Raw genomic sequence first — 22,615 nt, forward strand, 5'->3', positions numbered from 1 at the left:
CCTTCCTTCTTAAGTTCAGATTACAACACTTTTTCTAAGAAACGTTTCGCACGGTCTGTCTGCGGGTTCAACAACAAGTCGGCAGGTTTTCCTTCTTCCATCAAAATTCCTTCGTCAAGGAAGAGGACACGGTCTGCCACTTCACGAGCAAAGCCCATTTCGTGTGTGACGACAACCATCGTCATCCCTGTCTCAGCTAACCCTTTCATGACATCGAGTACTTCGTTGACCATCTCAGGGTCAAGTGCCGAAGTCGGCTCATCGAATAACATGACGTTTGGTTCCATCGCCAAAGCACGTGCGATCGCGACACGTTGTTTTTGTCCACCCGATAATTGGCTCGGGTAGGCGTCGATTTTCTCAGAGAGACCGACACGTTCGAGCAATTTTTTCGCACGTTCGAGTGCTTCAGTCTTACTAACTTTCAAGACGTTGACCGGTGCGTACGTCAAATTGTCCAATACGCTCATATGCGGGAAGAGGTTGAACTGTTGGAACACCATCCCGATATTTTGGCGAGCCTTCGCGACGTTCGCCCCTTTTTTCGTAAGTTCGAATCCATCCACACTGACCGTCCCGCTCGTCGGGATTTCTAGCATGTTCAAGCAACGCAGAAATGTCGATTTACCAGACCCAGACGGTCCGATGACGGCGACCACTTCACCACGCTCAATCGTCGTCGTGATTCCCTTCAATACTTCTAAGTCACCAAATTGTTTGTGTAGGTCTTTAACTTCGATCATCTTCCATCACTCTTTCTTAACCGTTTTTCTAGACGTTGTCCAAGATACGTCAAGATCATCACTATCGTAAAGTATATCACACCGGCGAATAGAAGCGGTTCGAAGTAGATCGCCTTCTGCCCACCGACAATCTGTGCGCGGCGCATGATGTCGAGTACGCCGACCGTCGAGACGAGGGCCGACTCTTTTGTCAACGTGATCATCTCGTTGACGAGGGCGGGCAAGATGTTCTTGAACGCCTGCGGCAAGATGATTGAACGTAATTGTTTGACGTATGGGACACCTAAGGCATCAGATGCTTCCCATTGGCCTTTATCGACCGCTTGAATACCAGCACGAATAATCTCTGAAATATACGCCCCTGAGTTTAATGAGAAGGCGATGACTGCCGATTGATACGGTGTCGTGATATAGCCAGTCAATTGCGGCAACCCGAAGTGAATGATGGCAAGTTGCAAGATGAGTGGCGTCCCACGGAATACAGCCGTGTATGCATGTCCAATAAAGTTGATGAGACGATTCGGTACGATTTTCAGTGTTGCAACGACAATACCAAGTGAGATCCCGATCAATGCCGAGACGATGACCACCTGGAACATGACTGGGATCCCCTCAAGTATGTAAGGGATCGAATCATAAATCCGGCTAAAATCCATTGTAAGTTCCTCCTAAAAAAAGGCTGACCGATTCATCTTCAGTCAGCCTCGTACGATTCATTATTCGGCTGGTGCAGCCTCTTCTTCAAACCATTTTTGTGCTAACTCTTCGATTTCTCCACTGTCGATCATCTTCTTCAACTCTTCGTTGAATTGATCGCGGAGTTCATCGTCTTTACGGAAGGCAGCTGCAGAGCCCGCTTCTTCTTCGTCCACGATTTCAAATGTTGTCAACTCGCTGTCTTGCTCGAGGTATTTCTTCGCGACCGTATCTTCGATGACCATTGCGTCGATACGTCCTGTCTTGATTTCCTGGATGATCTCAGGAATTTTGTTCAATGAGACGATTTCAGCGTCTGTGATTTGATCCTGTGCGATTCCTTCTTGAATCGAACCAAGCTGGACACCAATCTTTTTGCCTTTCAAATCTTCAAGTGATTGAAGCGAATCATCTTTTGATAAGATCAAGTTCACCGCTGTGAAATAGATATCCGAGAAATCAGCATTTTCTTTACGCTCTTCTGTCGGTGTCATACCAGCCATGACGAAGTCGACACGACCCGCGTTGAGGGCTCCGAGCAAGCTTCCGAAGTCCATATCTTCAATTTTCAATTCATATCCCATGTTTTCCGCCACTTTTTTGGCGATGTCGATATCAAATCCGACGATTTCGTCGCCGTTCGCTGTGTCAACGAATTCATACGGGAAGTAATCGGCACTTGTACCCATGACGATGACTTTGTCATCCTCACCATCGGTCGATGTCGATCCTCCTTCGTTCACGTCTGCCCCACATGCGACTGAGAACGCGGCCAGTCCTGCTAAACATAATGCTAGAAAACCTTTTTTCATCTTCATCTCCCTTTCATAGTTAAATGATAATTATCAGAACTTTAACAAAATTATGACATATGTGTGAACGTAGCTCAACTGTCCTAGGACACATCAGTTGTCCGACTTGTGTCTTCAACCACTATATACACATAATTATTACTTGTAAAGTATATTCATGCATTTTATACAAAAAAAAGAAGGTCACATTCGCTCGAAAGCGAAATATGTGACCGTTCCATTGTCGCGAGACCCATATGGTTGGACTTGTTTAACGGATGACATTGGGATGGCACTATAAACGTGCGGATAACGTTCCCCATCCTCATCTAACTCATAATGTAACAGTTGCCCAAGACGATTGACGTAAAGGGAGACGAGCACGACCGCTTCTCCCGGATACGACGCTCTGACGACCTTTCCGATCTGTTGCGGTGTACAACATTTAATCGTCCCTTCCGATTGAAGCGACGGTTCATTGATCTCACCGCGTGACAGGGCAATCATATATTCTGCCTCTGTCATAATTTTGATGACTGGTTCCATATACACTGCCCCTTTTCACAAAAGCGCAAAGGCAGTGCCTTTGCGCCGATGCTTGATTATGCGAAGTAGATATCGAACAATGTTTTTAATTGGTCGACGAGTTCTTCCGCAGTTGACGACTCGATTTCACTACGCTCTACCATCGTCACGATGTTTCCATCCTCGAGGAGGGCAATCGATGGTGAAGACGGTGCATATCCTTCGAAATACTCACGTGCACGATCTGTTGCTTCACGGTCTTGACCTGCAAACACGGTCACGAAATGGTCAGGTTTGACGCCTTCCATCTTGTTTACGTAAGCCGCGGCCGGACGAGCGATTCCGCCTGCACAACCACAAACCGAGTTAACGAGTACAAGTGTCTTCCCTTCTTTTTTCAGTGCCCCGTCCACTTCGTCCGGTGTCGTGAGCTCTGTGTATCCTGCAGCACGCACTTCGTTACGCGCTTGTTCGACTACATCTTGAAAATATAATTGAAAATCCATGTTGTGTCCCCTTTCGACATTTCGTCTATACTCCCTTATTTTACGTCTTGTTCTACCTCGAGGACAAGTCTATCGCTCAATTCACGTTCTAAGAACGGATCTGCCTGTAACATTTGTTTAAAAGCGAGGTAACGAGCCTTCGTCTCATCACTCGCTACTCGATTCGTCAAATAGGCACGAATCATGATGTTCTTTGGCGTATGCTCGAGGTCGATGAACTCCAGTAATTGAGCTTCATAACCGACAAGTCCAAGAAGTTCGGCCCGAATCGAATCTGTTGCGAGCGAGGCGAACCGTTCTTTGATCAATCCGTGCTGGAGCATCACGTCTAGATTCGGTGCTTGAAGTTGACGATTTAACTCCTTCTGACAGCAAGGGACGCTCAAGATGACTTTCGCCCCCCACCGGACGGCACGGGCTAACGCCATGTCAGTCGCCACGTCACAAGCATGAAGCGTCACGACCATATCGACAGCTGTCTCCCCTTCATATTCATTGATGTCTCCAACTAAGAACTCGAGTCGCTCATATCCTAAGTCTTTCGCAATCGATGCACATTCTTCGATGACTTCTTTTTTCAAATCGAGACCCGTGATATGGACATCATACCCTTTCATCTCGTGTAAAAAGTGATAGAGCGCGAACGTCAAATACGATTTCCCTGAACCGAAATCCAAGATTCGGACGGTACGGTCTGTCGGCAAGTGTTTGAGCGAATCCTCAATGAACTCAAGGAAGCGGTTGATTTGTTTAAACTTGTCATACTTTTGTCGCTTCACTTTCCCATCACTCGACTGTATGCCAAGTCGAATCAAGAACGGGACCGGCTTATCGAGCGGGAGTACATACTGCTTTTCCCGATTATGGCTCAACTGAATTTCTTTTTGAGCTGTCTGCTTTTCTTTCAATGTCACTTTGAACTTTTTCGATAACTGGAATTGGAGATCAGATTCCTTTAACTGAAACTGTCCCTGTCTGAACGTTTCAAGAAGTTCGAGCAATTCTTCTACAGCCTCATCCGGCGGTAAGTTTTTATGGTTCATCACCCGTTCGTACTGATATTCGAACTGGATGTGGTATGCATTCCGAAGCATGACCGGTTTCAATTTGACGCGTCTGAGATCACTTGATTTTTGACGGGGTTGACTGATTGTCGCCGACACGAGATGATTTAATTGGATCACGTCTTCGAGACGTTCTTGTAACGCTTTATATTCCAATGAATTCAATCCTTTTTTAGAAATTTTGAAACATATCGTTTCACCTGTCCGTACATACTATTACACGAAGACGACGTTACGTCAAAGGAGGATACACATATGTTTAAAAAGATTTTATCATCAATCGGAATTGGTGCCGCAAAAGTGGATACACGTCTGAATGAAAGCCACTGTACGCCTGGTGGAGAACTGAACGGGGTCGTCCATATCGAAGGTGGTTCGGTCGAACAATCAGTCGACAGCATCTACCTATTCTTCAATACGCTGTACAAGCATGAGGTCAACGACAAATCGACATACTCGACCTTCACGATCGAAAAGATTTTATTGAATGAGGCTCCATTTATGATTGGACCAGGAGAAGTGAAAGAGATCCCGTTCACCGTCAACGTCCCGTTCAATACCCCACTCTCTGTCAGTCAATCGAAATCATGGATTGAGACCGGGCTTGATATCGCCCAAGCCGTCGACCCAAAAGATGAAGATGCGATTACCGTTCAACCGAACGCTTCACAACAAGTCATTCTAGATGCGATGGACGAACTCGGTTTCCGTCTCAAGAAAGCCGACACAGAGATGCTCCCGGCACGCCATCGTTCAGGTCGTCTTCCGATTGCACAAGAACTCGAATATTCAGCGAACGGCTCACGTTTTGGGCGTCAGTTAGATGAAGTCGAAGTCGTCATCTTACAAGAAGAGGATTCGATTGAATTACTCATACAAGTCGACCGTAGTGTCCACGACCTCGGAAGTCTTTTCGCAGACTTGACAGGAACAGACGAGTCAACGCATCGTGTCCGCTATGATGCTGCACGTTTGTCACCAGCTGAAGTTCGTCGCGACATCGAATCGATGATTGAACAATCGATATAAAGAGCTCACCGACACGCCATTATTAGAAATGGCGTGTTGTTTTAGACCTCGAGTTCACCCATCCAATATGTTACAATTATTATATGGAATTAATTGGAGGTGACGTCATTTTATTCGCGTGTATCTTAATCGGGAGTATCGGTCTTACGATGCTTGCTTTGCCCATTTTAGAGACTAACTTGTCTGACTCGCTCGCTTTCTTCACGCTTGGTGGCATCGGATTTTTCATCGGTATGATTGCAATCTTCGTCATACGTCATCCGTCTGCGTATGCCCGATCATTCATAAAGTTCGTTCCATATTTTATTTTTCTGTTTCATTTTCCAGCCTCACTCGTTCTTCTCTGGATTTCTTCGATCAGACATGATGGGGTTCCCGAATTTGCCTTAGACTATACCTTCGTATACTGGATGTTCCTTCTCGTGTTTGTTGTGACCATCAAATCGATGGATCAAGTCCATCTACGACAATTTGAGAAGATCCATGACTAGAAAGGACGATTCAACATTGGATTTACTTCACCTTCTTTACGGTCGAGCAATCCCGCTCACGTTATTCACGACGCTCGGCATATTCAGTTTCATGTTTGCGTATGCGCTCTACAAAACCAAACAACGACTCTCCAAAGGACTCGTCATCATGGGCATGTCCATGTCGTTCCTTCTCTTACTCATCTCAGCCGCAAGTTTCTTCTTCACGCTATTCTTCGGCTATAACTCATGAAAAAATGGAGGCACCCCACTAGGAGCGCCTCCATTTTTTATGAATCAATACACTGTATATGTGTTCGGGTCAATCGACTCGAGCGACTGCTTGATCGCTTGCAAGAACTGCCCTGCGACGAGACCGTCGAGGACACGATGGTCGACTGACATACACAGGTTGACCATATCGCGTGCCGCGAACATTCCGTTCATCCAGACAGGACGTTTCACAATCGACTCGACTGATAGGATTGCCGCTTGTGGGTAGTTCAAGATTGGTGCCGATTGGATTGAACCAAACGCACCCGTGTTGTTGATGGTGAACGTCCCTCCACGCATCTCTTCAGCTTTCAAGCGATTCTCACGCGCACGTGATGCCACGTCTTGAAGGGCCACAGCGAGTCCTTTGATGTTCTTCTCATCCGCTTGGCGAATGACCGGTACATACAGGGCGTCGTTTGCCGCGACGGCCACAGAAAGATGAATGTCTTGGTGAACTTTGATGTGATCGCCTGCCCATTCCGAGTTCATCATCGGATACTTCTTCAATGCCTCGATGGCCGCTTTCATGAAAAACGGCATGAATGTCAATTTGACGCCTTCCCGCTTCATGAACTCATCCTTCAATCTCGCACGTGCCTCGACGAGATTCGTTACATCGACCTCAATCATGAGCCATGCGTGTGGCGCCTCATGCTTCGAGCGAACCATATTGTTCGCAATCGCTTGACGCACACCTGCTGTCGGAATCGTTTCGTATCGACCTGTAGATGTCGAGGCAGCTGGTTGTGAAGGCTCGACGGCAGGACGTGGTGCCTCAGTCGGAACATCCATTTTTGTTTGTACCATTGTCTCTTGGAGAGGTGCTTGTGTCACTTTCTCAGGAGTTGATGCAGGGCGTTCTTCTGATAAATAACGAAGAATATCTTTCCGCGTGATCCGACCGCCTAGGCCGCTTCCGCTCAATTCATTCAAATCGATGTTGTTCTCATTCGCGAGTCGGATGACGGCAGGAGAATATCGACCGTTCCCACTCTGTTTTTTCGGAACCGTCGCAACAGCTTGCTTCGCTTCAGATGGAACTGACGGTGCAGCTTCCGCGACTGGTTCTGTCTTCGTCTCGGTCACAGCTTCCTCTGCACTTTCGACTTCCATCGTTAGGACAGGTGTCCCGACACTGACCGTCTCACCTTCTGGAATGAGAAATTCTTTTACGATTCCTGCACTTGTTGCCGGAATCTCGGCCGTGACTTTATCTGTCATCACTTCGGCGAGTGGTTCATACTCTTCCACACGGTCGCCCGGTTTGACGAGATATGTCGTAATCGTGCCTTCCGTCACACTCTCACCGAGTTGGGGCATTGTAATCGTTTGTTCCATGGAGACGCCTCCTTAAAACGCGGCGAGCTGACGCGCCCGCTCGGCAATTTTTTCTGGGGATACGATAAAGAATTTTTCCATAGGTGGTGCATATGGCATAGCCGGAACATCAGGACCCGCTAAGCGTTCAATCGGCGCATCGAGTTCAAAGAGCGCCTTCTCTGCGATAATCGCCGCGACTTCTCCAATGATGCTTCCTTCTTTGTTATCCTCTGTCACGAGTAACACTTTACCGGTCTTCTTGACCGACTCGATGATTGCATCCTGGTCGAGCGGATAGACGGTACGAAGATCAAGAATATGCGTACTGATTCCTTCCTCTTCGAGTGTTTTCGCAGCTTCTTGTGCCATATGGACACAAAGACCGTACGTGATGATTGTAATATCGTCACCTTCACGTTTGACAGCAGCCTTACCGATTTCAACCGTGTATTCATCCGTTGGCAAGTCCGCCTTCAAAAGACGATAGGCACGCTTATGTTCGAAGAAGAGGACAGGATCGTTCGAACGGATTGCTGCTTTCAACAATCCCTTCGCATCGACCGGGTCTGATGGAATGACGACTTTAAGACCTGGCGTCGAACTGAACATCGCCTCGACAGATTGCGAGTGATAGAGTGCCCCGTGAATGCCACCACCGAACGGAGCGCGGATGACCATCGGACACGTCCAGTCGTTGTTTGAGCGGTATCGAATTTTTGCCGCTTCCGATACGATTTGGTTCACTGCTGGCATGATAAAGTCTGCGAATTGCATTTCTGCAATCGGACGCATGCCGTACATGGCAGCCCCGACTCCTACACCGGCAATCGCACTTTCAGCGAGCGGTGCGTCGATGACACGGTCTTCACCATACTTCTCAATCAAGCCTTGTGTGGCACGGAATACACCACCACGTACGCCGACGTCTTCCCCGACGACGAAGACGTTTTCGTCGCGCTCCATTTCCTCATGAATCGCTTCATTGATCGCTTCGATAAACGTTTTCATCATTTTTCCTCCTCATAGACGTAATCCAATGCAGATTCAGGTGATGCGTACGGTGCTTTGTCTGCATATGTCGTCGCTTCATTCACTTCAGCATCGATTTGTGCATCGATTTCGGCAAGTGTATCCGCCGTTGCAATACCGTCGTTCACAAGTCGTTGACGGAACAATTGAATGCCATCCCGCTCTTTTAATCCTGCCAATTCTTCAGCTGAACGGTATGCTTTGTCATCATCATCGGATGAGTGTGGGACGAGACGCTCGACTTCTGCTTCGATTAGCGTCGGTCCTTCTCCGCGAAGTGCACGTTCACGCGCTTCCTTCACGACCGCGTATACAGCAATCGGGTCTGTCCCGTCGACTGTCACACCTGGCATCCCGTAACCTTTTGCACGGTCTGATACACGCTCGCATGCCAACTGTTTCGTAAGTGGTACCGAAATCGCATATTTGTTGTTCTCACAGAACAAGATAACCGGTAATTTATGGACGCCAGCAAAGTTTGCCCCTTCGTGGAAATCACCTTGGTTTGATGAGCCTTCTCCGAACGAGACGAACGTGACGAGTTCTTCTTTTTTCATCTTCGCCGCAAGTGCAATTCCGACCGCATGAGGGACTTGTGTCGTAACCGGAGATGAACCCGTCACGATGCGATGTTCTTTCGAGCCGAAGTGACCAGGCATCTGACGACCGCCCGAGTTCGGATCTTCCGCTTTCGCAAATGCAGACAACATCAAGTCTCTTGATGTTTGACCGAAGTGAAGAACAACCGCCACATCACGATAGTAAGGCAATACGTAGTCGATTCCTTTCTCGAGCGCGAACGCCGCACCGACCTGCGCCGCTTCTTGTCCTTGACATGAAACGACGAACGGGATTTTCCCGGCGCGGTTCAACTTCCACATCCGTTCATCAATCTTACGGGCGCGTACCATCGTTTCATACATCGCCAATAAATCTTGTTTGGTTAAACCAAGCTCTTCATATGAGTTTACAGTCATCTGTTCCATTCTTGTTCCTCCTTAGGCGTGAATCGGTAATCCATCGACGGCAAGTGCCGCTTCTTGGAAGGCTTCGCTTAGTGCAGGGTGTGGGTGCACGAGTTGTCCCATCTCCCAAGCCGTCGCGTTCAAGACGAGCGCGAGTCCACCTTCTGTGATGAGTTCAGTCGCTTTCGGTCCGACGATATGAACACCGAGAAGGTCATCTGTTTCTTTGTCTGAAACGAGTTTGACGAATCCGTCGGCTTGTCCTTCAATCCGCGCTTTCCCGAGTCCATTGAAGCGATATGTCCCCGTTTTCACATCATGTCCGGCATCTTTCGCCGCCTCTTCCGTCAAGCCGACCGAAGCGACTTCAGGGACGCTGTATACACAACGTGGGATGAGCGCGTAATCGAGTGGTGTTGGTTCAAGTCCAAGAATCGTTTCGACCGCCTTCACGCCTTCTGCAGACGCGACGTGAGCGAGTTGTAACTTCCCGATGCAATCCCCGATTGCGAAGATATGACGTTCTTTCGTCCGATACTGACTATCGACTTGAATGATCCCATTCTCTACGACGATAGAAGTGTTTTGAAGTCCTAAGTCTTCCGTGTTGGCAACTCGGCCAACCGAGACGAGGACACAGTCTACTTGTAACATCTCTTCCCCGACAGCAAGCTCCACTGTATTTTCGTGAATCAATGTTCGTTCGGCGTCGACCGTCACGCTCTTCTTCACACGGACGCCACGCTTCTTCAATAGACGTTCCACCTCACGAGAGACCGCCTTGTCCTCAAGTGGAAGTAATCGATCTCCTACTTCGATCAACGTCACGTTCACATCTAAATCGACGAGCATGGACGCCCATTCGACTCCGATGACACCACCACCGACAATCGCAATCGATTCAGGTAGTGTCTCAAAATTGAGGAGGTCGTCCGAGTTTAAGATACGTTCGTGATCGAACGGCAATCCAGGAAGTTCACGCGGAATCGAACCTGTTGCGATAATCAATTGGTTTGGCAAGATGAGTTCTGACTCACCGCTTTCATCTTCAACGGATACGGTCCCAGGTTGTGGCGAGAAGATACTTGGTCCAAGGATCGAGGCTTTTCCGCGAAACACTTCAATTTTCCCTTGTTTCATCAAGTGCTCGATTCCTTTTTCAAGACCAGCTACAAGATCGCGTTTATACGTTTGGGCTCGTTCCATGTTGAACATCACACTTCCCGTTTCTACGCCGTACGTTGCCCCCTGTTTCGCCGTTTGATAGACATGGGCAGCTTTTAGAAGAGCTTTCGTAGGGATGCAGCCTCTATGTAAGCAGGTGCCGCCTAATTTTCTCGCCTCGACGATTGCGACAGATTTACCAGCCTGTGCAGCCTTGATCGCAGCCACATATCCTCCTGGTCCTCCACCAATGACGACAACATCAAATTCTCGTGCCATGTGTATCCCCCTCATATTCTCTTGCGGTCTCTTCCTTCTCGATGACGCGAAGTGCCCCTTCTGCCAAGGCTTTCAATTCATCTTCACCTGGATAAACGTATACCGGCGCGAGGAATGCGACACGCTCTTTAATCTTGTCAGTCAGCCAGTCAGAATAAGCGATTCCACCTGTCAATAAGATGGCATCCACTCGACCACTGAGCGTCGCACCATGTTTTGAAATTTCTTGTGCGACACGGTAAGCCATCGTCTCATAAAGGAGTCTCGCCTCATCATCTCCCGATTCCATTCGTTGCTCAATCTCAATCGCATCGAATGTACCGAGGTGTGCGAACAACCCACCTTGACCGACAATTTTCTTTTTCATTTCCGATTCTTTATACCTGGTACTATAACATAGTTCTACTACCTGTCCAACAGGAATTGAACCTGCCCGTTCTGGAGCAAGTGGTCCATCACCGTCTAGTCCGTTGTTCACATCGATGACGCGTCCATGCTGATGCGCACCGACCGTAATCCCTCCGCCCAAGTGAGCGACAATCAAATTCAGCTCATTGTAATCGCTTCCATTTTCAGTCGCAAAGCGTTTGGCGACGGCTTTTTGATTCAGGGCATGAAAAATACTACGGCGATCGATGTCGGCCATCCCGGTCTTTCTTGCCAACTCATGCATCTCATCGACAACGACAGGGTCAACGATGAAACTTGGGATTCCTTCAATCTCTCCTATTTTGGATGCAATCAATCCACCGAGGTTAGACGCATGCATTCCGAATCTTCCGCTCGTCAAGTCCTCTCGCATCAAATCATTGACGGTATACGTTCCTGATGTCATCGGTGCAAGCAAACCACCACGACCGACAATCGCGGTCAAATCATTGACCGCGATGCCAGTCTCTTCTAACAAGGCACGCACTTCTTGCTCACGATGAGGTAACTGCTCAGGAAGGCTGAGACCGGTCACGTCAATCTCATGGCGGACCGTACGTGTCATCACTTCTTCCTTCCCATCAAACAATCCAACTTTTGTCGAGGTCGACCCTGGGTTGATCGCAAGAATTAGCCGTTTTGTCATCTTAGCGTCTCCCTAGAATACTTTTTTCAACTTTAAGGAACTGACTACGTGAACGTGCCATCATGTGAATCCGTTCTTCGGCCATCTTGTCAGCCGCCACGTGCGTCGGTACTCCATCACGCTCCGCGATTTCAAATACACGCATCATGTTGTCATAGATGAGTTCGACTTTCTTCATTGCCCGTTCACGGTTGTAACCTTCAAGTTCGTCCGCGACGTTGATGACACCTCCAGCGTTGATGACGAAGTCTGGCGCGTAGAGGATTCCGTTCTCGTCAAGCACATCCCCGTGACGATCTTCCGCCAATTGGTTGTTTGCGGCACCCGCAACGATTTGTGCTTTCAATTGTGGAATCGTTTTGTCGTTGATGACTGCACCGAGTGCACATGGAGCGAAGATGTCACACTCGACTGCATAAATCTCATCTGGTTTGACGACCGTCGCACCAAAGTCTGCTTCTGCACGTTTGAGCGCTTCTTCGTTGATGTCTGTCACAATCAAATGCGCGCCTTCTTCGTGGAGGTGACGACATAAGTTGTAGGCTACGTTACCGACACCTTGCACGGCAACCGTCTTCCCTGCGAGTGAGTCTGTTCCGAACTTCCATTTCGCAGCGGCTTTCATACCGCGGTAGACACCATACGCCGTTACTGGTGAAGGGTTACCACTTGAACCGAAAGCAGGGCTGACTCCTGTGACGTAATCCGTCTCCATATGGATGAAGTCCATGTCAGCAACCGTCGTATTCACATCTTCAGCAGTGATGTAACGTCCGCTGAGTGATTGTACGTAACGACCGAATGCGCGGAAGAGAGCTTCGGACTTGTCCGTCTTGGCATTTCCGATGATGACAGCCTTCCCGCCTCCAAGGTTGAGACCAGCCGCAGCATTTTTATAAGTCATTCCTTTTGCGAGACGCAACACGTCTGTGAGCGCTTCTTGCTCTGACTCATAATTCCACATGCGAAGTCCGCCAAGTGCTGGACCGAGCGTCGTATCGTGGATCGCAATGATTGCTTTTAGCCCAGAAGCTTGGTCTTGGCAAAATACGATTTGTTCGTAATCCTCAGATTGTAAGACATCAAAAATACGGAAGCGTGGTTCTGTGTTTGTTTCCATCATGATCAATTCCTCCTGTTAAGTACGATTAGTTTTTGGCATGTAACAAAGCGAATGCGAGGGAATAAAGTTTCGCCTCCGCTGTATCGGCACGACTCGTCAATACGACAGGGGCAGATGCGCCAACGACAATCGCCGCAACGCTCGCCTCTGCGAAATACATGATTGATTTATAAAGGACGTTGCCGACCTCTATGTACGGTACGACTAATAAATCTGCTTGCCCCGCCACTTCACTATTAATTCCTTTTTGTTTCGCTGCAACCATATCGACCGCGTTATCAAGGGCAAGCGGTCCATCTACGATACAGCCTTTGATTTGTCCCCGACGATTCATCTGACTGAGCAATGCGGCATCGAGCGTCGCGTTCATCTGAGGGTTGACAACCTCAACAGCCCCAATCGCTGCGACTTTTGGCGATTCGTAACCGATGTCATGCATCGCTTCTACCGCATTATGAATGATTTCGACCTTTTCTTCGAGCGTTGGCGCGATATGGATTGCAGCATCGGTCACACCAATCAATTTTTCCCGATTTGGAATTTGAAAGAGTGCGATATGACTGAGTGTACGGTTCGTCCGAAGACCGGCCTCTCGATTGAGGACGGCTTTCATGAATGTCGATGTCGACACCATCCCTTTCATGAGCACATCCGCCTCTTTGTTTTTCACGGCTAGTGCAGCACGTCTGGCAATCTCTACGTCACCTTTTGCATGTAAAATATCGACGTCTGACTCATCGATTCCATACTGTTCACATAACTTTCGGATTTCCCGGGCTTCACCAAATAAAATGAAACGTGACAATCCATGATCTGTGGCAAGTTTTACGGCTCGGATTACTTCTTCATCCGCTGCCCCCGCAATGGATACCGTACAACCCTCTAGTTGTTTTGCGTTCGTCAGCATCCGTTCAAAATTCATCATTGTCCCCCCTTGCTCTCTACACTATAACATAAGCAAGTTTGCTTCCTAAATTGTAAGCGCTTTATTATGCGGATGACCATGCAAATAAATGCTTACCATGCATAAAAGTTCATGCATTTTATTGCATGGTTTCTAATTTATTATATAAAGTCCGAATCGAAATTTTTAAACGACGAGCAGCTTCTGACTTATTTCCACCAGTTTCTTCGATTGTTCGTTCAATCAAATCGCGCTCATATTTCGCTACCGCTTCATAGAGCGTTCGAGACTCGACGACTTTCTGAGTTGGCGTGCGAGGTGATAATTGTAAGTGATGTGGAGCAATCCATTGTTCCGCGCTCGCCATATAAATCATCGCCCGACCAATCACATTCTCAAGTTCTCGGACGTTCCCTTTCCAATGCTGACTTTTTAGAAGCATGAGGGCATCTTCATCCACCCCTTGAACACTCCGACCATATTCTTGATTTAACTTTCGAATGATCCGGTCACAAAGTGCCTCGAGTTCATTCAACCGTTCACGAAGGGGAGGGATATGGATGGGCATGCGATTGATGCGATAGTACAAATCTTCACGGAAGGTCCCATCTGCCACTTTCTGTTCAAGATCGGCATTCGTCGCAGCGATGATGCGGACATCAATCGGAATCGCCGTCGTCCCTCCGACTCGTACAATCTCATTTTCTTGAAGGACACGCAGAAGCTTCACTTGGACATCGAGTGGCAGTTCTCCGATTTCGTCCAAAAAGAGCGAGCCGCCGTCTGCCTCCTCAAAGTAACCTGTCTTTCCACCACGCTTCGCACCACTGAACGCACCATCTTCATAGCCGAACAGTTCACTTTCGAGAAGCGTGGGTGAAATGGCTGCACAGTTTACCCGGATAAACTTTTTGAATTTCCGAGGGGACTCCCCATGAATGGCATGGGCGAACAGTTCTTTTCCTGTTCCCGATTCTCCGCGAATCAATACTGTCACCGGGGTCACAGCTGCCAATTTCGCTTGATCGATGACGAATCGCATCGTATCACTTGTCGCGATGATATCGGCAAACTGATATTTCGCCTCTAGATTTCGAATGCGTGTTTTCGCTTCTTGTAATTCATCACGCAGCGCACGTATTTGAGACACGTCTCGAATGACGCCGACCGAACCTCGCAATTTCCCTTCAACGATGATCGGTTCGGCATTTACAAGGATGTCACGTCGCGTCGCCCCGATTTGCATCCGAATATCTCGAACACCCTGCCCCGTCGATAATACTTTCAAATGTACACTCTCCTGCATCCCGATGTCGGCAGTGGCAGGCTTATCGACGACATCTTCCTTTTTGAATCCCGTCAATCGTGTGTAAGACGGATTGATCAATATGGTGTTGCCGTGATGATCGGCTACCGAAATCGCCTCACTCGTACACTCGATGATTGCCTCAAGCATCTGTTGATTCTGTTTCAATCGCTCGACAACGATTCGAATAAACTCTCCCGGCAACACAACTGCGTCTTGATAATGATCCTTCAACTCTTCAAACGTTTGATGTTGCCCTGTCGTCTCAATGACAAAGTCCAATGCTGCATCCGCATATTTCGTCCAATTGTCCGTCACGGCAATTCCATAACTTTTGGCAAGTGCGATTCCTTCAGCCGATGCATCGGAGTCCACGACCGCCACGATTGTAGCAAGCGGAGAGTCCATCAACATGTTCAGAACTTCCGTCCCCCCTTTTCCTGCCCCGACAATCATCAACCGTTTGTTCATACGAATACCCCCATCTTTCTCTCTTCTCATCTTCATGCTACTGAATCCAAACATGATGCGCAAGCCGCCTAAAAATAGACAGTGTGGAATGAATGAATTTCTGTTAAAATAATGTATGGTAAAGGAGGAGATTGCATGCGTTTCATCGCGCTTCTAATCTTAATCGTCCCTGGTTTACTCGGTGTTTACGGAATCAAATTACTTCGTGATAGCTTCTTTTTGAAGACGAGTGGACCATTCACATGGATTGATTCACTCGCTGCCGCCTCCATGTTGCAGGGGACTTTTGGACTTCTGCTCGCCATGGGCGGGATCGGATTTGTAGCTGGCTATATATTTAACCGCGACAAAAAAACAGGTAAAGTTCAACGACTCGACTCATAAGCGCACAAAAAAAAGGTTCCCTAACTTGACTTCATTTCAAGTGCGGAACCTTTTATTCGTATTGAATTGTGATCACTACGGATGATCTCCTTTCCAACTGCTTTACTTCCATTGACATGAGATCCAACGTCTTCTTAATGAAGAAGTATGAAAGAACTTTAGTAACTGTCGTCTTGCGTGAACGGAACACTTCCATTCGAGTTACTAACTTTTTTTGTTATCGGATCATGTCCAACCATCCATCGTGAAGTCGAACGCTTGCCATAAACTATTCAACGGTTGACAACACTCCTTTTGGTTAACTGAACGATTCGTTTTTCCTATATCAACCCCTAGCTTCGAGTTGATGATAGAATCGTCTCGCGAATGAGCGACTGTCGCGACCTCACGTCGGGACATTAACGACTTGAGATGTCGTTCCCACCTCTGAGCTATTGTCGGATAGCGAACCGAGATGATTTTGTTTCTTCAAACATTGCTCCGGAACAAGTTTGAAAAGCGTTCATCTGACGCTTGTCCAAGTAACTTGGTACACCTTTATTATAACAAAACACTCTCGTTTTGCAAGCGCTTTCTTTCATAAAGTAAATAAATTTTTTATTAATTATTTTACAAAAAGGACTAAGCCATCAAACAGCTTAGTCCTTTTGAACGTTTCAGTTGCTTTTAAACGACAAGTAGGTGACGAAATATGAAATGAACTCCGAGTTCTTCGGACTCCGCTCACGCTCAGGTCGCCCTTCAAACATCTCATGATCGCGCATTCCATTCTCCCACGCCGTCTTGATGGCGTGACGCATCGCCCGCTCTACACGTGACGAAGTCGTATCATGCTCTTTTGCGACCATCGGATACAATTCCTTCGTAATCAATCCAAGCAAATCTTGACGCTCGCGTACGTAAATGACGGCTTGGCGGATATACTTGAACCCTTTAATTCGAGGAGAAATCCCAAGCTGTTGGAGCAAGAGCGAAATTTCAATTTCGTCTGGAGACATTCCTTCGAATTCGCGATTCGCACCATCCGACAACTCACGAATTTTCGTCAATAGTTGTTGGATGTTGAAAGGTTTGACGAGAAAGTAAGAGGCACCCAATTGAACCGCTTGTTTCGTCACTTCATCTTTTCCGAACGCACTCAACATGATCACTTCTGGCTTATCATCCCCGAACTCTTCATGTAAACGTTGCAATACTCCGATTCCATCCAAATGAGGCATAATAATATCGAGTAAGAGTACATCCGGTTGGTGTGTCTTGACGACCTCCAAGCACGCTTCACCATCGTGCGCTGTTCCAACGACACGGAGATCAGGCTCAGATTCTAGTTGTCGGCTCAACAAATCGACGATTTCTCGATTGTCGTCCGCAATACATAATGTAATCACTTATGACACTCCTTTGATGAACTTCTGTTTTACTTGCTGTGACATTTCGAGCAACTCTTCAACATGTTGCTTCGTCAAGTCTGTCATTTGAATACCAGCAATCATTCGACCTAGCTCGTCAATCCGGCTCTCGCGGTCGAGAGTGGCAACGTTTGTCTTCGTCCGGTCGTCTGTTTCCGTCTTCGTGATATATAGGTGCTGATCTGCCATTGCAGCAACTTGAGCTAAGTGCGTGATACACAACACTTGCGACCCGACAGACAGACGGAAGATTTTTTCTCCCATCGCCTGTGCGACACGCCCTGATACTCCTGTATCGACTTCATCAAAGATAATCGATGCGACTCCGACCGTGCGGGAAAAGATTGATTTAAGAGCTAACATGACACGGGAAAGTTCACCACCTGAAGCCACTTTTGCAAGTGGCTTGAATGGTTCCCCGACGTTCGTCATCATATAAAACTCGACATCATCAAGACCGTCTTGTTTTAATGGCGTCGTTCGGAATCGGACTTCAAACGCTGTTTTCTCCATATATAATTCTTTCAATTCTCGATGGATGTCGTGCTGAAGGGACTCAGCCGCCGCTTTACGTGACGCTGACAGTCGTGCGCCTGCCTCTTTTGCGACTTTCTCTAATCGCAAAAGGTCTTCTGACAGTGTTTGCAGCAACTCCTCACGATTCGTCATCGATTTCAATTCATCGGATACTTGTTCACCGTAAGCGATGACTTCTTCGATTGTCGTGCCATATTTCCGCTTGAGCTGTTGGAACAGCGCTAGACGCGACTCGATTTCATCTAACCGAATCGGATCGAACTCAAGTGAGTCGAGTTGGTCTCGTAACTGAAATTTCGCATCTTCGAGCAAATAATAAGCATTCGAGATTGTCTCTGACACAGATGCGAGGGAAGAGGACAATTGAGAAGCTTCTTCCATCTCGCGCATTGCGACCCCAATTTGGTCAAGTCCGTTCGAATCTTCCGCGACCGCCTCATAAGACATGCGAATGTGTTGATGAATGCGTTCAAAGTTCGCTAATTCATCCCGTTCTTCCATTAACGCCTGTTCTTCACCCTCTTTTAGTTCAGCCGCTTCAATTTCTTTCGTTTGAAACGATAATAAGTCCATGCGCTGTGCAAGCTCTTGTTCACTTTGACTGAGTCGCTTCAGTTCATCCGCGACTTGCTTCCAAGCTGCGTACGCTGTCTGATACTCCTCTAATAATGGAGCGATTTCCTTTTCGGCATAATGGTCGAGAATGCCTAAGTGAAATTCTGAGTCCATCAAGTGTTGATGCTCATGCTGACCGTGAATATCTACAAGCAAGCGACCGAATTCACGTAGCGTCGAGAGTGGCATCATCTTCCCATTCACACGGCAGACGCTTTTCCCGCTACTATGTAAGTCTCGGCGCAAAATAACTGTCCCGTCCTCGATTTCGATGCCGTATTGTTCGGCCGCCTCAATGACCGGATGATCCGATTCGACCATGAACATTCCTTCGATTTCGGCCTTATCCTGACCATAACGAACGAATTCGCTCGATCCACGTCCTCCAACAAGCAACCCAATCGCATCTAACAAAATCGATTTACCGGCACCTGTCTCACCCGTGAGAACGGTCATGCCCCGATTAAACGGAATGTTTAATTCGTCGATAATCGCAAACTGTTTGATTGATAGTTCTGCCAACATACGTACTTTCACCTCATAACATTCCGAGTAGTCGATCGATGATTTGTTTCGCTTTCTCCTCATCGCGAGCAATCATGAGAATCGTGTCATCTCCACAAACTGTTCCAATCAATTCGTCCCATGACAGATGGTCAATCAAGACACCGATTGCATCCGCGTTACCTGGTAGTACTTTCATGACAACCAAGTTTTGAGCTGAGTCGACCGAGACGAAGCTGTCACCGAGGATGCGCTTCATTTTTCCGTACGGGTTAAAACGCTGATCCGCAGGCAAGCTGTATTTGTATCGTCCGTCATTCAAAGGAACTTTCACTAAATGTAATTCTTTAATATCCCGAGATACAGTCGCCTGTGTGACGGGATATCCTAGGCGACGAAGTTCGTCTACTAATTCATCTTGCGTTTCGATTTCACGATTCGTCACGATGTCTCGAATTTTAATCAATCGCTGTCCTTTATTCATAAGCGCTGACACCTCATTCTTCGTTTCACATACACATTATCATTCTAAAGTATTGTCGAAAAAAGGTCTAGCATTCCAGTGGGTATTTCCACCATTCCCCATCTCTTCTTCGTCGATAAGAAAAAGCTACAGACAAATCTGCCTGTAGCCATTGCTTATCCCTTTAGTTTGGCATGTGCCGTATCCACCACGTTTTCGACTCGTAGGGATGGTTCGATCCCGCCTACTCCCGTATAACGGGCGAATAGGAGGAATTCAATATTTCCGTCTCCACCCGTGATTGGGGAGTAATCCAATCCTTCGACGAAGAATCCTTCCGATGCAAAATAGCGAACCATATCACTCGCCACACGCTCATGTACGTCACGGTCTCGCACAATCCCTTTCTTTCCGACGTCGGCTTTACCGGCTTCGAATTGAGGTTTAACGAGCGCCATGACGACCCCTTCTTTCTTTAAAATCGCTTTAAGAGGTGGCACCATGAGACGAAGTGAGATGAAAGAAACATCGATCGTCGCAAAATCAGGTTTGACCGGGAATTGATCGGCTGTCGCATGACGGAAGTTCATTCGTTCCATAACGATGACACGGTCATCGCTCCGAAGCTTCCATGCTAGCTGGTTGTACCCGACATCGACCGCATACATTTGTGTCGCCCCGTTTTGAAGCGCACAATCTGTAAATCCTCCCGTAGAGGAACCGATATCAATCCCCACGCGGCCTTGAACGTCGAGCGGGAATACTTGCAGAGCTTTCTCAAGTTTAAGTCCGCCTCGTCCGACGTACGGTAGAACTTGACCTTTCACTTCAAGAGGGATATCGTCAAACACTTTATCGCCTGCTTTATCCAGACGTTCGGTCCCGCTGTAGACAAGACCGGCCATGACAGCCCGTTTCGCCTTCTCTCGTGTTTCAGCGAGACCGCGTTCGACGAGTAGTACATCTAATCTTGTTTTCGTTCTTTTTTCCATAATCCCTCACACATTCTGTCGATTTGTCTCCATTACGAACCGTTCAATCGATTCCGCCATTTGGGCTGGTCGGAGACCAATCTCTTCTAAAAGTTGGTTGACGCCGCCGTGCTCGATATATCGGTCTGGAATCCCGAGGCGTTGAATCCGCGGGAACGCTCCTGTTTCATTCGCATGTTCTAACACACTGCTTCCAAAACCACCTGCGAGTGCTGCTTCTTCAAGTGTCACGAGCGGAATGCCCTCTGCATATAAAGAAGTGAGCATTGCATCATCGAGCGGCTTGATCGTGCGACAATTGATGACGCGCACACTGAGCTTGCCTTCTAATAATGAACGTACTTCTAACCCGTCTTGAACTTGTGGTCCGAACGTCAAAATGGCGACATCCGTTCCTTCCGCCTCGACTTCCCAATCATCGAGTGAGATTTCTTGGAGCGTATCACTCATTGGTACGCCAATCCCTTCGCCACGAGGGAAGCGGATTGCAATCGGTCCATCATCGTAACGAAGCGCGGAGTAAACGAGTTGTTGTAACTCTTCTTCATCTTTCGCCATCAAAATTCGAATGTTCGGTACGTGACGCATGAAGGCGATATCGAATACACCTTGGTGCGTCTCTCCATCTGCCCCGACAAGTCCTGAACGGTCAATCGTGAATACAACGTTCAAGTTTTGACGACAAATGTCATGGACGAGTTGGTCGTACGCACGCTGGAAGAATGTTGAGTAAATCGAGACGACCGGTTTCAAACCTTGTGTCGCCTGACCTCCTGCTAGCGTTACCGCATGCTGTTCGGCAATCCCGACGTCAAACATGCGTTCCGGGAATTTTTTCGTGAAACAGTCGAGTTTCGAACCGACACTCATTGCAGGCGTGATCAACGTCACCCGCTCATCCGACTCTGCCACTTTCGTAATCGTCTCTGCGACGACTTTCGAATAACTCGGTCCTTTAGGCTTTCCTTTGATCACTTCGCCTGACTCAATCTTGTAAGGTCCTAAACCGTGCCACGTTCCAACACCGTCTAACTCAGCGGGACGGTAACCCTTCCCTTTTTTCGTGATGACGTGAACGAGAACCGGTCCATCGATTTTTTTCGCATATTCGAGTGTCTCAAGCAAGTCTTTCAAATCATGGCCGTCAGTCGGTCCAAAGTAAGTGAAACCGAGTTCTTCAAAAAATGTGCCTGGAATGAGTGCAGATTTCAATAAATCTTTTACTCGCTCCCCACTTCGTTCGAGTGAATTGCCGACGAGTGGAATGTGCTTGATGATTGATTCCATCTCTTCACGTGCATGCTTCAGTTTACGTGACGCACGGATTCGACCGAGCATATTATGCATCGCCCCAACGTTCGGCGCGATAGACATCTCATTGTCGTTCAAGATGACAATGACATTCTGCTTCTCGGCACCGATGTGGTTCAATGCCTCGAGCGCCATTCCTCCAGTCAACGCTCCATCACCGATGATGGCAATGGCACGATCATTCGCACGTCCTTTTAATTCATTTGCGATTGCAATCCCCATTGCTGCTGAAAGCGACGTCGAACTGTGGCCAGTTTCCCATACATCATGTTCACTCTCACAACGTTTAGGGAACCCACACAACCCGTTGTATTGTCGAAGGGTATCAAACTGGCTCGTACGTCCTGTCAAAATTTTATGAACGTACGCCTGATGACCGACGTCCCATACAAGTTGGTCTTTCGGACTGTCAAATACACGGTGCAGGGCTAGCGTCAACTCCACAACTCCTAAGTTTGGCGCTAAATGCCCTCCCGTCACTGCCAATTTTTCAATCAAGAATCGTCTAATATCTGAGCCGAGTGATTCGAGTTCGGTTACAGACATCCTTTTCAGGAATGACGGGTCTTGAATGGATGTCAAGTCCATAATGACCATCCTTTCTCCTCACATTTTACTGATTCGTACCTTACATTTTACAAGAATGTGACGGTAGATGCCACAC

Annotated in this window: 23 protein-coding genes; 4 read left to right on the top strand and 19 right to left on the bottom strand. The window is 47.7% G+C overall.

Translation table 11 applies throughout. The features are described 5' to 3' along the window. Positions 1 to 20 precede the first annotated feature (20 nt). From PQI28_RS05645 to PQI28_RS05670, 6 genes are all read right to left on the bottom strand, one after another. Positions 21 to 743 carry an amino acid ABC transporter ATP-binding protein gene (locus PQI28_RS05645; RefSeq protein ID WP_214748098.1) on the bottom strand — a complete coding sequence of 241 codons (723 nt, stop codon included), beginning with the start codon at positions 741 to 743 and terminating at the stop codon, positions 21 to 23. Further along, entirely contained in the window at positions 740 to 1,399 is a 660-nt protein-coding gene (locus PQI28_RS05650) for an amino acid ABC transporter permease (RefSeq protein WP_012726548.1), read from the bottom strand. Before PQI28_RS05650 ends, PQI28_RS05645 begins: the two co-directional genes overlap by 4 nt. 60 nt (positions 1,400 to 1,459) lie before the next feature. Continuing rightward, positions 1,460 to 2,251, bottom strand: a complete 792-nt coding sequence (locus PQI28_RS05655) for a transporter substrate-binding domain-containing protein (RefSeq protein ID WP_012726549.1) — start codon at positions 2,249 to 2,251, stop codon at positions 1,460 to 1,462. A 183-nt stretch (positions 2,252 to 2,434) separates the two neighbouring features. Then, positions 2,435 to 2,776 (bottom strand): DUF952 domain-containing protein, encoded by a 342-nt coding sequence (locus PQI28_RS05660; protein WP_214782449.1) that lies wholly within the window; start codon positions 2,774 to 2,776, stop codon positions 2,435 to 2,437. A 56-nt stretch (positions 2,777 to 2,832) separates the two neighbouring features. Beyond that, a complete protein-coding gene (locus PQI28_RS05665; RefSeq protein ID WP_214782447.1) occupies positions 2,833 to 3,261 on the bottom strand; it encodes a BrxA/BrxB family bacilliredoxin in 429 nt (142 codons plus the stop codon). Positions 3,262 to 3,296: 35 nt separating this feature from the next. Further along, the gene (locus PQI28_RS05670) at positions 3,297 to 4,481 is read right to left on the bottom strand and encodes a class I SAM-dependent methyltransferase (RefSeq protein WP_214782445.1); all 1,185 of its coding nucleotides are present in this window, start codon (positions 4,479 to 4,481) and stop codon (positions 3,297 to 3,299) included. A gap of 99 nt (positions 4,482 to 4,580) precedes the next feature. Here PQI28_RS05670 and PQI28_RS05675 point away from each other — a divergent pair, with 99 nt between their 5' ends. From PQI28_RS05675 to PQI28_RS05685, 3 genes are all read left to right on the top strand, one after another. Continuing rightward, positions 4,581 to 5,354 (top strand): sporulation protein, encoded by a 774-nt coding sequence (locus PQI28_RS05675; protein ID WP_339962737.1) that lies wholly within the window; start codon positions 4,581 to 4,583, stop codon positions 5,352 to 5,354. 83 nt (positions 5,355 to 5,437) lie between these two features. Next, the gene (locus PQI28_RS05680; RefSeq protein WP_339962738.1) at positions 5,438 to 5,845 is read left to right on the top strand and encodes a hypothetical protein; all 408 of its coding nucleotides are present in this window, start codon (positions 5,438 to 5,440) and stop codon (positions 5,843 to 5,845) included. A gap of 16 nt (positions 5,846 to 5,861) precedes the next feature. After that, positions 5,862 to 6,077: a hypothetical protein gene (locus PQI28_RS05685; protein WP_214782437.1), complete on the top strand. Its 216-nt coding sequence runs from the start codon at positions 5,862 to 5,864 to the stop codon at positions 6,075 to 6,077. Positions 6,078 to 6,121: 44 nt separating this feature from the next. Here the strand turns inward: PQI28_RS05685 and PQI28_RS05690 are convergent, their stop codons facing one another. From PQI28_RS05690 to PQI28_RS05725, 8 genes are all read right to left on the bottom strand, one after another. After that, entirely contained in the window at positions 6,122 to 7,438 is a 1,317-nt protein-coding gene (locus PQI28_RS05690; RefSeq protein WP_339962739.1) for a dihydrolipoamide acetyltransferase family protein, read from the bottom strand. A 12-nt stretch (positions 7,439 to 7,450) separates the two neighbouring features. Next, entirely contained in the window at positions 7,451 to 8,428 is a 978-nt protein-coding gene (locus PQI28_RS05695) for an alpha-ketoacid dehydrogenase subunit beta (RefSeq protein ID WP_214782433.1), read from the bottom strand. Then, positions 8,428 to 9,435: a thiamine pyrophosphate-dependent dehydrogenase E1 component subunit alpha gene (locus PQI28_RS05700; RefSeq protein ID WP_370148335.1), complete on the bottom strand. Its 1,008-nt coding sequence runs from the start codon at positions 9,433 to 9,435 to the stop codon at positions 8,428 to 8,430. Before PQI28_RS05700 ends, PQI28_RS05695 begins: the two co-directional genes overlap by 1 nt. Positions 9,436 to 9,447: 12 nt before the next feature. Then, positions 9,448 to 10,857, bottom strand: coding sequence for a dihydrolipoyl dehydrogenase (gene lpdA / locus PQI28_RS05705; protein ID WP_339962740.1), 1,410 nt, complete (start codon positions 10,855 to 10,857; stop codon positions 9,448 to 9,450). Further along, positions 10,841 to 11,932: a butyrate kinase gene (buk, locus tag PQI28_RS05710; RefSeq protein WP_214782429.1), complete on the bottom strand. Its 1,092-nt coding sequence runs from the start codon at positions 11,930 to 11,932 to the stop codon at positions 10,841 to 10,843. The genes lpdA and buk overlap by 17 nt, the downstream gene beginning before the upstream one ends. Position 11,933: 1 nt before the next feature. Further along, positions 11,934 to 13,055, bottom strand: a complete 1,122-nt coding sequence (locus PQI28_RS05715) for a Glu/Leu/Phe/Val family dehydrogenase (protein ID WP_214782426.1) — start codon at positions 13,053 to 13,055, stop codon at positions 11,934 to 11,936. A gap of 25 nt (positions 13,056 to 13,080) precedes the next feature. Beyond that, on the bottom strand, positions 13,081 to 13,977 hold the full coding sequence (yqiS, locus tag PQI28_RS05720; protein ID WP_214748064.1) for a phosphate butyryltransferase: 897 nt from the start codon (positions 13,975 to 13,977) through the stop codon (positions 13,081 to 13,083). Between the two features lie 121 nt (positions 13,978 to 14,098). Beyond that, positions 14,099 to 15,736, bottom strand: coding sequence for a sigma 54-interacting transcriptional regulator (locus PQI28_RS05725; RefSeq protein WP_339962741.1), 1,638 nt, complete (start codon positions 15,734 to 15,736; stop codon positions 14,099 to 14,101). 135 nt (positions 15,737 to 15,871) lie between these two features. On the opposite strand from PQI28_RS05725, the gene PQI28_RS05730 reads away from it, so the two are divergent. Then, positions 15,872 to 16,120 carry a DUF2627 domain-containing protein gene (locus PQI28_RS05730; protein WP_074033291.1) on the top strand — a complete coding sequence of 83 codons (249 nt, stop codon included), beginning with the start codon at positions 15,872 to 15,874 and terminating at the stop codon, positions 16,118 to 16,120. A 656-nt stretch (positions 16,121 to 16,776) separates the two neighbouring features. Here the strand turns inward: PQI28_RS05730 and spo0A are convergent. The 5 genes from spo0A to dxs form a co-directional block, all read right to left on the bottom strand. Beyond that, positions 16,777 to 17,508, bottom strand: coding sequence for a sporulation transcription factor Spo0A (gene spo0A, locus PQI28_RS05735; protein WP_224861415.1), 732 nt, complete (start codon positions 17,506 to 17,508; stop codon positions 16,777 to 16,779). Beyond that, positions 17,509 to 19,206, bottom strand: coding sequence for a DNA repair protein RecN (gene recN / locus PQI28_RS05740; protein WP_214782418.1), 1,698 nt, complete (start codon positions 19,204 to 19,206; stop codon positions 17,509 to 17,511). 13 nt (positions 19,207 to 19,219) lie between these two features. After that, complete coding sequence (gene ahrC / locus PQI28_RS05745; protein ID WP_214748051.1) at positions 19,220 to 19,669, bottom strand: transcriptional regulator AhrC/ArgR; 450 nt, start codon at positions 19,667 to 19,669, stop codon at positions 19,220 to 19,222. 155 nt (positions 19,670 to 19,824) lie between these two features. Then, entirely contained in the window at positions 19,825 to 20,640 is an 816-nt protein-coding gene (locus PQI28_RS05750) for a TlyA family RNA methyltransferase (protein WP_339962742.1), read from the bottom strand. A gap of 6 nt (positions 20,641 to 20,646) precedes the next feature. Then, positions 20,647 to 22,539, bottom strand: a complete 1,893-nt coding sequence (gene dxs, locus PQI28_RS05755) for a 1-deoxy-D-xylulose-5-phosphate synthase (RefSeq protein WP_339962851.1) — start codon at positions 22,537 to 22,539, stop codon at positions 20,647 to 20,649. Between the last annotated feature and the right edge of the window lie 76 nt (positions 22,540 to 22,615).

Origin of the sequence: Exiguobacterium sp. USCH10 (assembly GCF_037619445.1) — a bacterium.
GTDB lineage: Bacteria > Bacillota > Bacilli > Exiguobacteriales > Exiguobacteriaceae > Exiguobacterium > Exiguobacterium aestuarii_A.